We start from the raw sequence: 13,752 nt of genomic DNA, 5'->3' as shown, positions 1-13,752 counted from the left end.
TGCAAATAGCTTTACAGCCTTTATAGCACATATTTTTGGATCACTTGAGCGATCCCTGGCGCGCTATTTTGATCGGTAATTATATCAGCATGTTTTTTCACCTCATCACAGCTATTACCCATTGCAACGCCGAGACCCGCGGCAGTTAGCATGCTGACATCATTAAAATTATCACCAAAAGCTATCACATCTTTCATCGTTAAACCTTGTGATTCGACCCAACGTTGTAAACGCAAACCTTTGCTATTGCCTTTTTTAGCAATATCAACTTGATCAAACCATGACCACTCGCAAGCAAGCTTCAGCTCTTGTTGAATAGTTTGGCTAAAAGCACGTAATTTTTCGATATCAGACGTACAAGTGGCAAATTTCCAAATAGCCGTAACCTGTTGGATTGCTGTATTAAAATTGTCAATTTTATGGATATTGGGACGTTGATTTTTAGGTAAAGAATCTGCCCATTTCAATGTTCGTTCAATAGCATCATTATGTTGTTGATATAGCATGGCGTCATCAACATACATCAAGTGGTTGATATTGGTACCTTGTAAATAGGCAACCACCTTAGTCGCTTCTGCTGCTGATAACGGATCCGATTCCAGTACTTTTTTAGCATGATAGTCATAGAGATAAGTACCATTGCAACAAATTGCCGGTGTATCCAAATTCAGTGCTTGATAAAATGGGTGAATAGCAACGTGATGGCGGCTGGTAGCAATAATAACTTTGATCCCTTGGCGACGAGCTTGGTTTATAGCTGCTAAAGATTGTGGCAAGATCTGTTTATGTGGATCCAATAGGGTACCATCGAGATCTAAAGCGATGACGCGATATGACATAAATCACCCTCATTAAATAGTGATATAGCATTTAATCTAGGTAGTAATTTTAAACAATGTAACTTAGTAAATTATTTATCTTACAGGTGCAAACCGATAAATTTTTCCAAATCTAATCATATCGAATAATAGTCGTTAACTAAACCCGAAAAAATAAATAATTACCCTAATTGAATATTAATAAGCAGAAAAATTTTTGACCCTCTGAGTTAATAGATGGCCATTTTTATTAATTTAATGTCAATGTTGTTAATTTTAAATCGATATTTATTGCCTTTTTTAACAATAAGTGCTGCTATTTGAACAGTATATTTTAATATTAGTTTTTAAATTTATTATGCTGATGGTTGTTAATTTTTAACTGATATTTTAGTTAGATTATAAATTAGGTATTAATTTATTATATTTTATAAAAATGGATTATTTATGAATTAAAATTTTTATTATTATTAAATATAACGTTAGAATAATTTAGCTAAGATTTACTGAAATTATATTTATATCCTATTAAATATATTATTTTATTTATATTTAAGTGAAATATTTTTTAAGCAAAAAATAGATTAATTAAATTGATATTTTAGTTTTATCGGCATAATAATTTACCCTGCTGTAAGTAATGTTATATAAAAATAGTGTTAATTATTAAAAGTAGAAATTATTCAAGGGATGTATTAAATCAAAAGTAAATTACTATTAGCTTCGTTATCACTAATGTGTGCTGCCAATATAGCAACTGCATCTGCAAAACCGGAACCACAGCATGGTTTTATTTTTGAACCTAAGAGCCGGGCAGTTTTATGTTGGATACATGAAAATAACAATTGTGGCGCTGTTGAATATGATCTTATGTCTATTGAAACCTGAGTTCGGGATAAAGATCCTAATTTTTTATCACATATTCAAATAGTCAATTTAAAATAATTACATAAAACAGTATTAATTTTGGTTTTTTTATGATTTTAGTAGAGAAAAATAGCTTCTTTTTTAACCTGCTATCACTAAGAATTTTCCTGCTTTTTTATCTTCTTGATTTTAAAATATTTTTTGATAAATCGGCTATTTTTATTTTCTCACAACTATCGCTTATCCCGAACTCAGGTTATTGAAGGGCCGAAAGGTTTTCCGCAAGGCGGTGCTCGTGATGGTTAAGATAGCCAGTGGTGATAATTCATCATTTTATAAACTCAATGAACAAAGTGTTGATCGCTGGAAAAAGTACCGCTAACTTCAGGCAAAAACACCTTTCGTTGGTCGCTAACACAGCCACACAGAACAGAAAAATGGGAGTTTTTTATTACTACACGAGTTTCGCATCAATAAAAAAACGCTCTATTTTTAAGTTTAATTCAGCATAATATATAAATAGACAAAATCTTATAAATTAAAAGCAACTTATTGTAATTTAAACAAATTTATACGTTTTAGCAACTTGTAAATTAACCATTGCTTTTAAGCCATTTCTGGAATTTCATATGTCGGTGCGAAACTCGTGTTATTTTGATTGTGATGTTCCACAACGCACTGGTTATCAAGTTGTTTTAGGTGTTTGGTCAATTGCTGATACGGTAAATGCCTTTTATCAAGTTGTCGATGTGAATATGCAAGCTAAATAATATTAACTGGCAATTATTATCGAGTGAAGTAACGAATATTATAATTTCAAATCAGATTTGCAAACTTTTGTATTAAGCAATATTTACTATTATCAATTACTAGCTATTTCTACTTAGCTAGCTTTTATCAAATAATTTAGCGTAATGTGAGTTTATTGGTATTTGATATTAATCATCAGTAATTTTCATTAACTGGAATAAATTTTCACTCCTCATGTTGGATAATTTTTTGCCAAATATTGGCAACGTGATGCACTTGATAAAGAGCACAATTAAGCGCATTATCTTGCGTTTTAACGATTGACAACTCATTTTGTAGATTAAAGCCAAGGTTCATTCCCATATCGATAATAGTGTGTACATCACGATCATTACCGACATGCCAAAAAGGGGCTAAATTTGATCTTTCATAAGCGCCTCTTAATATAAAATTAGCGCTTTTCCCCCAGACTTTTAAACCATCCATCCGTTCTTGTGCATTTTCGCGCGCCCAGAAATGTAATTCACGCAGAACATTATCAATTAGTGGTAAACTTTTTTTGGCAATCGTTGCTCGAGCTTCATTGGATTGGCATAACCACCATTTTATGGTTTCGCCATTAACTGTTCCACCGGCAGACATTGATGAAGAGAGATCGACAGCTTGATAAAAGGCAGAACCTGTTTCACCGGTTGTTGGATCAAAAAAAACCGCACCGATTGCTACAATGGCGGCGCAACTACCGATTCCCATGGTTTCTAGGTCTACCATTAAATTTTCGCGGGGTTTCATTACTATTCCTTAATTTTTTATTAACACTTAGTGATGTTAATCTGTTCATCCTGGTATTTTCGGTTTATTATTTTAAAATTTTGCTCACGGCTTTCTGATGTTATTTATGACTTAATTATGCGAGACTGATAAAAATCTATATAAAGCGCTTGGTCAAATAAACTCAGCTTATATGTTGCTTATAGTAAAAAATATTGTGAATTTTATATTAAATCTTTAATGGCCTATATTAATTTTTGTTTCGTTTTTGTTAAAATGCTTTTATTGACAAAATAAATATTTTATATATTTATATAATATTATTTTTTACTTTTTAACAACAGATTTTTATAGGGTTTAATTTAATTGGTGATAATCTGAATACTAAATTTAGTTGAATAAGGCTATATTCAATGGCTCTCAACAATCAGGAAATTATTATCGGTAAATATAAACTTTAGCACACAGTGATAATTTATAAAAACATGCAACATAGTGACATCAGTCAGCTGATGAATAAATTTTTTTATTAACCGTTTGGCTATTTTTGTCATTATTTAGCAGCAAATCGGATATGATAACTGAGGCTATTTTGTCGAATCATTTCTGAGGAGTTAATCAATGAAACAGGTAGTGTATGTTGCCAGTCCAGAAAGCAAGCAAATTCATGTTTGGTCAATGGATGAAAAGGGCAAACTGACATTTTAGTCGTGATGGTCGACACCTTTATGTTGGTATCCGCCCTGATTTTGCGATTATTACTTATCTTATTTCAGCTGAAGGAAAACTTAGCCAACAGGCCATTACCGCTATTCCCGCCACGCCAACCCATATTGAAATTGATAATCAGGGTCGCTGGTTATTTATTCCCTCTTACCATCAGGGTAATTTAATGGTGTTACCGGTTGATCAACAGGGGATCGCTCAATCACCAATTCAAGTTATTGGCGATTTAAAACATCCCCATGGATTGGGGCTAAGTTTTGATAATTCACACTTATTTGTCCCTTGTTTAGCGGAAGATCAGATCCGCGTTTATACCATCAATGGCAATGGACATTTAACCGAACAGGTTGCCTATCGGATTACAACTAACAAAGGCGCAGGGCCCCGCCATTTGGCATTTTCGCCCAACCAGAACTCTTTTTATTGTTTAAATGAGTTAGATGCCACCATTAATGTTTATTCTGCATTTGAACCTTATCAGCAAAAGCAAAATTGTGACATTTTGGCTGCCGGATCGGAATGCAAACCTTGGGCTGCGGATATCCATATTACGCCAAATGGTCGTCATCTTTATGCTAGTGAACGTTCTGCCAGTATTATACGCCACTTCGAGGTGACAACAGAGGGGTTAGAATTAACGCCGATGGCGGCTTATGCAACCGAAACTCAACCGCGTGGCTTCAATATTGATCAAAGCGGTCTTTTTTTGCTGGCCGCAGGCCAAAAGTCCAATCATATTGCGGTTTATAAAATAGATGCGGTGACTGGCGTGCTACAAGCATTAGATCGGTATCCAGTTGGCAAAGGGCCGATGTGGATCACGACCCATATAATTGAAAACTAAATTATTTTTAATTTATAGTTTGATGACTATTTTTTTTATCGCTTGCGTTAACTTAGTCAGCTGTTCAGCGGTAATAATATAGGGTGGCATTAGATAAATTAATTTACCAAATGGCCGGATCCAGACTCCCTCAGCAACAAAATGACGTTGTAATTCAGGCACATTGACGGGGCTTTTTATTTCAACAACGCCAATTGCGCCTAAAACTCGCACGTCAACAACTTGTGGTTGAGCTCGCAATGGGTAGAGTTCAGCCATCAATTGAGTTTCAATGTTTTTCACCCATTTTTGCCATGGGCTATTCCTTAGTAATGTTATGCTCGCATCAGCGATCGCGCAAGCTAATGGGTTACCCATAAAAGTGGGCCCATGCATAAAACAGCCGGCTTTACCTAGGCTGATAGTCTCTGCGATAGAACGGCTGGTCAGAGTGGCTGACAGAGTAACATAACCACCGGTTAGCGCTTTACCTAAACATAAAACATCCGGCGCAATGCCGCTATGTTGACAAGCAAATAATTTGCCGGTACGGCCAAAACCGGTGGCGATTTCATCAGCAATTAGCAAAATATTATAGCGATCGCATAATTCTCTCACTGCCGTCAAATAATTAGGGTGATAAATTCGCATACCGCCCGCTCCCTGAACGATCGGCTCAACGATAATGGCAGCAATTTTGTCGGCCTGTTCGGTTAGTATTTTTTGTAATGGGATCAGAGAGTCGGCTTGCCATTGCTGATAAAAACCGCATTGAGGCGCTTGCACGAAAATATGTTCGGGTAGATAACCCCGATAAAGACTATGCATCGAGTTTTCCGGATCGCAAACTGACGTAGCACCAAAGGTATCACCATGATATCCTTGTTGTAAGGCAATAAACTGGTGGCGCGCTTCGCCTCGTGCCTGCCAATATTGTAATGCCATTTTTAATGACACCTCTACCGCAACTGAGCCGGAATCAGCCAGAAAAATACACTCTAATTTATCATCAGTTATATCGATTAATTGTCGGCACAAAGCAGTCGCTGCCGGATGTGTGATGCCACCAAACATTACATGGGACATTTTCGTTAATTGCTCTGTAGCGGCTTGATTGAGTACGGGATGGTTATAGCCATGAATTGCTGCCCACCAGGAAGCCATACCATCAATCAATTTTCTGCCATCAGCTAATTCAAGTTCGACACCTGAAGCACGCACGACAGGATAAGCCGGTATTGGTTTCGTCATTGAAGTGTATGGGTGCCAAATATGTTTCGCATCAAAATTAAGATCGTCGATTTTCATTATGCATAGTCAACTAATTTTACTTATTTTAGTTGACATGATAACGCAGTTATTTAAACTGGCAATACTTTTTGTTTCAGAAGAGAGAATGGTGAAGATGGAAAAACCATGGACACTTAGCCAGGCACAAGCATTATTTGATTTACCTTTTTTTGCATTACTTTTTCAAGCTCAGCAAGTTCATCGTCAACATTTTGATCCGCAACAGATCCAGATTAGTACTTTACTCTCCATTAAAACCGGCGCTTGCCCTGAAGATTGCAAATATTGCCCACAAAGTGCTCGCTATAAAACCGGATTAAAAGCGGAGCGACTATTAGAAGTCCAGCAAGTGCTCGAATCGGCTAAACAAGCCAAAAAAGCCGGTTCAACCCGTTTTTGTATGGGCGCTGCCTGGCGCAATCCCCATGAACGCGATATGCCTTATCTCGAAACCATGGTGAAAGAAGTCAAAGCGTTAGGCTTAGAAACCTGCATGACACTGGGTAAATTAAATAATCATCAAGCACACCGGTTAGCGGAGGCTGGACTTGATTATTACAATCACAATTTAGACACCTCACCTGAATTTTATGGCAGCATTATTACCACTCGAACCTATCAAGAAAGGCTGGATACGATTGATATAGTTCGTCAGGCAGGCATGAAGGTATGTTCTGGTGGAATTGTTGGTTTAGGTGAAAAGGTTACTGATCGGGCGGCGCTATTGGTTCAATTAGCTAATTTACCACAGGCTCCTGAAAGTGTGCCGATTAATATGCTAATAAAAATAAAAGGCACGCCCCTTGAAGATAATGAAGATGTGGATCCTTTTGACTTTATTCGAACCATCGCTATTGCCCGTATTATGATGCCAACCTCTTTCGTCCGACTTTCTGCTGGCCGTGAACAGATGAATGAACAGATGCAAGCACTCTGCTTTATGGCCGGGGCTAACTCCCTCTTTTATGGCTGTAAGTTATTGACGGCCGCTAATCCCAAAGAAGATAAAGATCAGCAACTTTTTTGCAAACTAAATATTAATCCTCAACCGATTGAAACCGCTTTGACTCACCGCCAGCAAATTGAGCAGCTGGAAGAAGCTATGATGCAGGTGGATACGGAACAGTTTTATAACGCGGCACTATAATGAATTGGTCAACATTTTTAACTCGTCAACTTGATATGCGCAAGCAGCAAGCATTGTGGCGGCAGCGGCAGCTAATAAAAAAAAATGATGCGTGTACGCTAATCTTTGATCAACAGCAGTATGTCAATTTTTCAAGTAATGATTATCTGGGATTAAGTCATCATGCGGCAATTATTAAAGCCTGGCAAACAGGATTAAGCCAATATGGAACAGGTAGTGGAAGCTCTGGTCATGTTATCGGTTTTAATTGCGCTCACGCCCAATTAGAGCAACAGCTTGCCGATTGGTTAGGTTACCCCCATGCTTTGTTATTTATTTCCGGCTATGCGGCAAATCAAAGTGTAATAACGGCCTTAATGAACAAAAATGATCATATTGTGGCCGATAAACTCAGTCATGCATCCTTACTGGAAGCCGCGATGTTATCGCCAGCTAGATTACAACGTTTTGCCCACAATCAACCTGACGCCTTAAGGCATTTTTTGGCGACCAATCATACTGGTAAAACACTGGTTGCCACTGAAGGTATATTTAGTATGGATGGCGATAGTGCCCCTTTAGCTCAATTGCAGGCAGTGGCGAGGCAAGCGCAAGCGTGGTTATTAGTGGATGATGCCCATGGTATTGGCGTAAGAGGCCATGAAGGCAGAGGTAGTTGTTATCTGCATAAGATAAAGCCTGAACTGCTGGTGGTGACATTTGGTAAAGCTTTTGGTCTTAGTGGTGCGGCATTGCTTTGTGATGAAAACACCGCTGATTATTTTCTGCAATATGCTCGCCATTTGATTTATAGTACTTCAATGCCTCCGGCTCAAGCTGTGGCATTAGCTGAGGCCGTTAGACAAATTCGTCAAGCAAATGAATTAAGAGCCAATTTACAGCGCAATATCGATTATTTTCGTCAATTAGCCAACCACTATCAATTGCCACTATTAAATTCCGCTAGCGCAATTCAGCCACTCATTGTTGGTAGTAACCAACGCTGTTTACAGTTATCTCAATTTTTACGCCAGCAAGGATTTTGGGTGCAAGCTATTCGGCCGCCAACGGTACCAGCGGGTAGTGCAAGATTAAGGATCACCTTGATGGCTAATCATCAATTAGCCGATATTGCACAGTTAATGGAAACGTTGAATGACTTCTTTAACAACGACGCCGATGAATAAGCAAGCGATTGCTCAAGCTTTTGGGCGGGCGGCAAAAAATTACGACAATATTGCATTATTTCAACAACAAAGTGGCCAACATCTGTTTGATTGCTTATCTGCAATACTTGGTAACACAGTGCTGGATGCTGGCTGTGGTACCGGCTATTTCAGTGCGCAGTGGCAGTTAGCCGGAAAACGGGTTATTGCCCTCGATCTGTCTGCATCAATGTTAGCCATAGCTCAACAAAAGCAGGCGGCTATGAGCTATATCCAGGCCGATATGGAGAGGTTACCACTCGCCGATGAAAGTGTTGATCTCTGTTTTAGTCATCTTGCTATTCAGTGGTGTAGTAATTTATCTACCCCATTAAGTGAGTTATATCGTGTTACTAAAAAGGGTGGGGTCGTTGCTTTTTCTACTTTAGGCGATGGCTCATTACAAGAGCTACAACAGTGTTGGCAAAAAGTTGATAATAACCGGCATATTAATTCTTTTATGACTTTTGAACAAATTAAGCAGACTTGTCGTGATTGGCCACATAGTTTAGAACAGCGTTCCTGGCATTTAACATACCCTACATTTACTTGTTTACTTCAATCTATAAAAGGTATTGGCGCGACTTATCTAACTGATGGGCGTCAGCAGCAGGGTCTAATGACAAAAAACCAGTTAGCTAAACTGATTGATCATTATCCTCATATTAATCAGCAATTTCCCTTAACTTATCAACTGGTTTATGGAATGTTATATCGTGAATAGATGTTTTTTTCTCACCGGAACTGACACAGATGTGGGTAAGACTGTCGTTAGCTGCGCGATGCTACAAGCGGCTGCGGATCACGGTTATCAAACAGCAGGCTATAAACCGGTAGCCTCAGGCAGTGAACAATTAAACGTTGGCTTAAGAAATTCAGATGCCCTGTTATTAAGAAAAAATAGTAGCGTGAAACTGAATTACCATGATGTTAATCCGATCGTTTTTGCTCAAGCAACGTCACCCCATATTGCTAGTCAACTAACAGGGGAGCTTATCGATTGGCAGATAATGCATGCAGGATTAAATAAATTAAAACAATCTGCTGACTGGATTATTGTCGAAGGTGCTGGTGGATGGTATACACCGCTTTGTGCTGAGCACACTTTGGCTGATTGGGTTATGCAACAGCAATTGCCAGTGATATTAACAGTTGGCATTAAATTGGGTTGTATCAACCATGCAATACTAACCGCACAGGCCATTGAGCAAAGTGGCTTATTATTGGCAGGCTGGGTGGCTAATGAAATTGTTTTACCGGGTCAATATCAGCAGGATTATTTGCTAACATTACAGCAACGGCTGTCAGCACCATGTTTAGGCGCTATTCCGCATTTGCCGAATTGGCAATCTCATTCGATTGGCAAATTTGTTAATTTAGATAACCTACTGTAATAGGAGTAATTTTTAGGCTAAAGCGTTATGCCGCTTTAGCCATATTTTGATTGAATTAGCTTAACTGCAACAAACGAAATGCTATTTTTCTTTTTTCTGATTATTTTTTTGGCAAAAATCTTTGCCAATGCTCAAGTGAAAATCTTACAACTACACGAGTTTCGCACCAATAAAAAAACGCTCTATTTTTAAGTTTAATTCAACATAATATATAAATAGACAAAATCTTATAAATTAAAAGCAACTTATTGTAATTTAAACAAATTTATACGTTTTAGTAACTTGCAAATTAACCATTGCTTTTAAGCCATTTCTGGAATTTTATATGCCTGTGCGAAACTCGTGAACTATTGATGCTGAAAAGAATTTCTTGAGTTATCCACTATTCCTGTGGATAACCTTGTGTATTAGATCCACGAGTTTCGCACCAATAAAAAAACGCTCTATTTTTAACCTGAGTTCGGGATAAGCATTATCAATTATGCTTGAAGATATGTTCCTGCCACCGGTATCTTTGGTTTAGATGGAATTAAACAATATGCAACCCGCCCGGCTAATAAATTCACTACAAAGTTAGCAGGAGAGCGGTGCCGCGTATGCGCTATCTGACAAAGATTTTTTAACTCATCAAATACCGTTTCAATGACAGAACGATGACGCAAGATGGCTTTGTCGAAACAAGTCTGTTCAACAGGCTTCATTTTCTTCTTGATATTCGTTATAAGGTTAATTCCCATTGTTTTCAGTTGCTGTTTCAGTGAAGCCGATAAATACCCTTTATCCGCATACAAACAACCAGAAAGATCTTTTATCAGCTCAGGTAATGGTTTCCGATCATCTGTGTTTCCTGGTGTAAACCGAAAACTGAGTATTTCCCCCAAATGATTGATAATTACATGAAGTTTAAAACCAAAGAACCAACCTGTTGAGGTTTTTCCTCGTTCAGCTATCCCATCGAAGACTTTATGCCGGCGGATCCGTAAGTTATCACACAGCTATCGGAGTAGAATCGGCAACCGACAGACCCATGCACTTTCCCTTAATTGACTCAAACAGTGCCGTTAAAACTAAGGCACTGCGCGGAAGTAACTCTACGCAGCGTGAATATGATGTGTAGTAGCTCAGACTTGATCTGATAGTTACCGGTTATTTATACAGTACCTGTCAGGTTAAATTTGATTTAAATTTTTCTCTCTCCAAAGTTGTTTTCCATCGTGTAAAGTTGCCATAGGCGTTCGACCGCAACACATTTTTCCTTGATGAGTGCGTTGGTTATTATAGCTAGGCGACTTAATTTTGATTACAGCATATGTATTAAAAACAGGTCATCGATAGTGCATCCTGTTTCCATCTTTTTACGTTTAGCTTGAGACCATTTATGTTCTATAGGATTTAAATCTGGTGAATACACAGGCAAATATTCTATCTGGTGTCCTGCGTTTATAATTGCCTGTTCAATATTCTTACCTTTGTGAAAGCTAGCGTTGTCCATAAAAATAACAGAATTTTCAGGAAGTTCTGGGAGCAATATTTTTGTGATCCAAACATAAAAAACATCACGGTTAATATTGCAATCAAATAATCCGATAGCAAAAAGGGTTGTTCCCAATAAAGCGCCAATAACATTTGTTCTTCCCTTAGCACCCCAGTTTTTCAGGCCAAAACAACGGTGACCTTTTGGGGAATAGCCGTGAGTTCGTGGAGTGTCATGTGAAAAACCACTTTCATCAATAAAAACAACAGATTTATCTTTTTTTTTCATACTGTTGTCTTTTTTGCTGATGTGCCAGCCTGTCGCTTTCGTTGGTTTTTGGATGGAATAGAGTTTTTTTTATAGGTCAATCCCAGCTTTTTAAGGGATTGCCAAATAGTCTTTTTACAAACACCGAATCGCTCTGCCCGTTCCTTTTGGTAAGCATCTGGATACTGTTCCACATCTTTTGCTAAAGCATTTTTATCGAGCTTCCTCTTACGTGGCGTTGAATTTTTTGGCTCTGGTCGTTTAAGCCAACGTACTAAAGACGCTTTTCCAATACGGAATTGTTTCGCAGTTTCTCGAATTGTTAAACCTTCGGCTTTCCTTACAGATATTACTTTACGTCGAAAATCAATTGTATAACTCATAACACACCTTGTAATCAAAATTAAGTCGCCTAGCTATATATTCCGCTAACCATTTATCTAAATCAGCATGTAATTCATCTAAAGCCCTATAGATTTTCTTACGAAAAGCCACCTGATAGAACTCTTGTAATACAGTTTTATGAAAGCGTTCACAAATCCCATTAGTTTGAGGTGAACGAGCTTTAGTTGACCACTACAGTCCGTCAGTATACGTAACACCGGTAACCCATGCTGGGAATAAAAAGGGAGAACCTTGTCATTTAATAAATCTGCCGCCGTTATCGCGCTTTTTGTTGTGTAAAGCTTACAATGAACGACTTTACTGTAAGTATCAATGAAAGTTTGTTGATAAACACGATCAACGCCTTTTAAATGACCGACATAAAAAGTATCTTGTGAACCCAGATAACCTGGATGCGCTGTTTCAATCTCACCACAGGCTTCATCATCTTGCGCTTTTTTTTCTAGAGCACTGATTTGTGATTCTGACAGGATAATTCCTTCTGTTGCGATTTTATCTTCAAGCGCTTTTAGGCGTTTTGTAAAATTTTCGAGATTATGGCGCAGCCAAATAGAGCGAACGCCACTCCCCGAAACAAAAATGCCTTTTTTTCTTAGTTCATTACTACTGCGGTGGTGACCGTGTGCAGGGTATTCAATCGCATACTTAACTACAGCGCTTTCAATCTGTTCATCTACTCTATTTTTTACGTTAGGCACCCGTCGATTTTGATTAATTAAAGCGTCTATCCCACCATCGTTAACAAGTTCCTGGTAGCAATAAAACGTATCTCGGGATACCCCCATAATCTTACAGGCTTTTGAGACGTTATAGCTAGGCGACTTAATTTTGATTACAAGGTGTGTTATGAGTTATACAATTGATTTTCGACGTAAAGTAATATCTGTAAGGAAAGCCGAAGGTTTAACAATTCGAGAAACTGCGAAACAATTCCGTATTGGAAAAGCGTCTTTAGTACGTTGGCTTAAACGACCAGAGCCAAAAAATTCAACGCCACGTAAGAGGAAGCTCGATAAAAATGCTTTAGCAAAAGATGTGGAACAGTATCCAGATGCTTACCAAAAGGAACGGGCAGAGCGATTCGGTGTTTGTAAAAAGACTATTTGGCAATCCCTTAAAAAGCTGGGATTAACCTATAAAAAAAACTCTATTCCATCCAAAAACCAACGAAAGCGACAGGCTGGCACATCAGCAAAAAAGACAACAGTATGAAAAAAAAGATAAATCTGTTGTTTTTATTGATGAAAGTGGTTTTTCACATGACACTCCACGAACTCACGGCTATTCCCCAAAAGGTCACCGTTGTTTTGGCCTGAAAAACTGGGGTGCTAAGGGAAGAACAAATGTTATTGGCGCTTTATTGGGAACAACCCTTTTTGCTATCGGATTATTTGATTGCAATATTAATCGTGATGTTTTTTATGTTTGGATCACAAAAATATTGCTCCCAGAACTTCCTGAAAATTCTGTTATTTTTATGGACAACGCTAGCTTTCACAAAGGTAAGAATATTGAACAGGCAATTATAAACGCAGGACACCAGATGGAATATTTGCCTGTGTATTCACCAGATTTAAATCCTATAGAACATAAATGGTCTCAAGCTAAACGTAAAAAGATGGAAACAGGATGCACTATCGATGACCTGTTTTTAATACATATGCTGTAATCAAAATTAAGTCGCCTAGCTATAGCAAGACTTTCACTTTATTTCTTATCCCGAACTCAGGTTATTTTAAAGTTTAATTCAGCATAATAATATAAATAGACAAAATCTTATAAATTAAAAGCAACTTATTGTAATTTAAACAAATTTATACGTTTTAGTAACTTGCA

The 13,752-nt window shown here is 37.8% G+C and carries 12 protein-coding genes and 5 pseudogenes; 9 read left to right on the top strand and 8 right to left on the bottom strand.

Going from position 1 to position 13,752, the window contains the following annotated elements:
• Positions 1–20: 20 nt before the first annotated feature.
• Positions 21–839, bottom strand: coding sequence for a pyridoxal phosphatase (locus AYJ55_RS10460; RefSeq protein WP_063656210.1), 819 nt, complete (start codon positions 837–839; stop codon positions 21–23).
• A 1,209-nt stretch (positions 840–2,048) separates the two neighbouring features.
• Here AYJ55_RS10460 and AYJ55_RS35135 point away from each other — a divergent pair.
• A complete protein-coding gene (locus tag AYJ55_RS35135) occupies positions 2,049–2,162 on the top strand; it encodes a lytic polysaccharide monooxygenase (protein WP_342668159.1) in 114 nt (37 codons plus the stop codon).
• Positions 2,163–2,314: 152 nt separating this feature from the next.
• A pseudogene (locus AYJ55_RS34580) lies at positions 2,315–2,440 on the top strand (lytic polysaccharide monooxygenase); the annotation flags it as partial.
• 220 nt (positions 2,441–2,660) lie between these two features.
• On the opposite strand, the gene AYJ55_RS10455 reads toward AYJ55_RS34580, so the two are convergent.
• A complete protein-coding gene (locus AYJ55_RS10455) occupies positions 2,661–3,227 on the bottom strand; it encodes a 3'-5' exonuclease (RefSeq protein WP_063656208.1) in 567 nt (188 codons plus the stop codon).
• Between the two features lie 600 nt (positions 3,228–3,827).
• On the opposite strand from AYJ55_RS10455, the pseudogene pgl reads away from it, so the two are divergent.
• Positions 3,828–4,776, top strand: a pseudogene (gene pgl / locus AYJ55_RS10450) (6-phosphogluconolactonase).
• A gap of 12 nt (positions 4,777–4,788) precedes the next feature.
• Here pgl and bioA read toward each other — a convergent pair.
• Complete coding sequence (bioA, locus tag AYJ55_RS10445; protein WP_063656207.1) at positions 4,789–6,063, bottom strand: adenosylmethionine--8-amino-7-oxononanoate transaminase; 1,275 nt, start codon at positions 6,061–6,063, stop codon at positions 4,789–4,791.
• Between the two features lie 97 nt (positions 6,064–6,160).
• On the opposite strand from bioA, the gene bioB reads away from it, so the two are divergent.
• The 4 genes from bioB to bioD are packed head-to-tail and all read left to right on the top strand — an operon-like array spanning position 6,161 to position 9,770.
• On the top strand, positions 6,161–7,192 hold the full coding sequence (gene bioB / locus AYJ55_RS10440) for a biotin synthase BioB (protein ID WP_425393793.1): 1,032 nt from the start codon (positions 6,161–6,163) through the stop codon (positions 7,190–7,192).
• Positions 7,192–8,358: an 8-amino-7-oxononanoate synthase gene (gene bioF / locus AYJ55_RS10435; protein WP_063656205.1), complete on the top strand. Its 1,167-nt coding sequence runs from the start codon at positions 7,192–7,194 to the stop codon at positions 8,356–8,358. Before bioB ends, bioF begins: the two co-directional genes overlap by 1 nt.
• The gene (gene bioC / locus AYJ55_RS10430; protein ID WP_063656203.1) at positions 8,327–9,100 is read left to right on the top strand and encodes a malonyl-ACP O-methyltransferase BioC; all 774 of its coding nucleotides are present in this window, start codon (positions 8,327–8,329) and stop codon (positions 9,098–9,100) included. Before bioF ends, bioC begins: the two co-directional genes overlap by 32 nt.
• Positions 9,078–9,770 carry a dethiobiotin synthase gene (gene bioD, locus AYJ55_RS10425; protein ID WP_074168010.1) on the top strand — a complete coding sequence of 231 codons (693 nt, stop codon included), beginning with the start codon at positions 9,078–9,080 and terminating at the stop codon, positions 9,768–9,770. The genes bioC and bioD overlap by 23 nt, the downstream gene beginning before the upstream one ends.
• A 479-nt stretch (positions 9,771–10,249) precedes the next feature.
• Here the strand turns inward: bioD and AYJ55_RS25755 are convergent.
• The 5 genes and pseudogenes from AYJ55_RS25755 to AYJ55_RS10405 form a co-directional block, all read right to left on the bottom strand.
• A pseudogene (locus AYJ55_RS25755) lies at positions 10,250–10,880 on the bottom strand (IS982 family transposase); the annotation flags it as partial.
• Positions 10,881–10,939: 59 nt separating this feature from the next.
• Positions 10,940–11,050, bottom strand: a pseudogene (locus tag AYJ55_RS25750) (IS481 family transposase); the annotation flags it as partial.
• Between the two features lie 20 nt (positions 11,051–11,070).
• The gene (locus tag AYJ55_RS10415; RefSeq protein WP_063654041.1) at positions 11,071–11,532 is read right to left on the bottom strand and encodes an IS630 family transposase; all 462 of its coding nucleotides are present in this window, start codon (positions 11,530–11,532) and stop codon (positions 11,071–11,073) included.
• The gene (locus AYJ55_RS10410) at positions 11,529–11,894 is read right to left on the bottom strand and encodes an IS630 transposase-related protein (protein WP_063653415.1); all 366 of its coding nucleotides are present in this window, start codon (positions 11,892–11,894) and stop codon (positions 11,529–11,531) included. Before AYJ55_RS10410 ends, AYJ55_RS10415 begins: the two co-directional genes overlap by 4 nt.
• 37 nt (positions 11,895–11,931) lie before the next feature.
• Positions 11,932–12,725: pseudogene (locus AYJ55_RS10405) on the bottom strand (helix-turn-helix domain-containing protein); the annotation flags it as partial.
• Between the two features lie 37 nt (positions 12,726–12,762).
• Here AYJ55_RS10405 and AYJ55_RS10400 point away from each other — a divergent pair.
• Together AYJ55_RS10400 and AYJ55_RS10395 are read left to right on the top strand one after the other, a co-directional pair.
• Complete coding sequence (locus AYJ55_RS10400) at positions 12,763–13,128, top strand: IS630 transposase-related protein (protein WP_063653415.1); 366 nt, start codon at positions 12,763–12,765, stop codon at positions 13,126–13,128.
• Positions 13,052–13,585, top strand: coding sequence for an IS630 family transposase (locus AYJ55_RS10395; protein WP_342668158.1), 534 nt, complete (start codon positions 13,052–13,054; stop codon positions 13,583–13,585). The genes AYJ55_RS10400 and AYJ55_RS10395 overlap by 77 nt, the downstream gene beginning before the upstream one ends.
• Positions 13,586–13,752: the final 167 nt, after the last annotated feature.

The organism is Candidatus Arsenophonus triatominarum (genome assembly GCF_001640365.1).
In the GTDB taxonomy this organism is placed as follows: domain Bacteria; phylum Pseudomonadota; class Gammaproteobacteria; order Enterobacterales; family Enterobacteriaceae; genus Arsenophonus; species Arsenophonus triatominarum.
The sequence above is the reverse complement of the archived record's forward strand: the minus strand, read 5'-3'. Positions and strand labels throughout refer to the sequence as shown.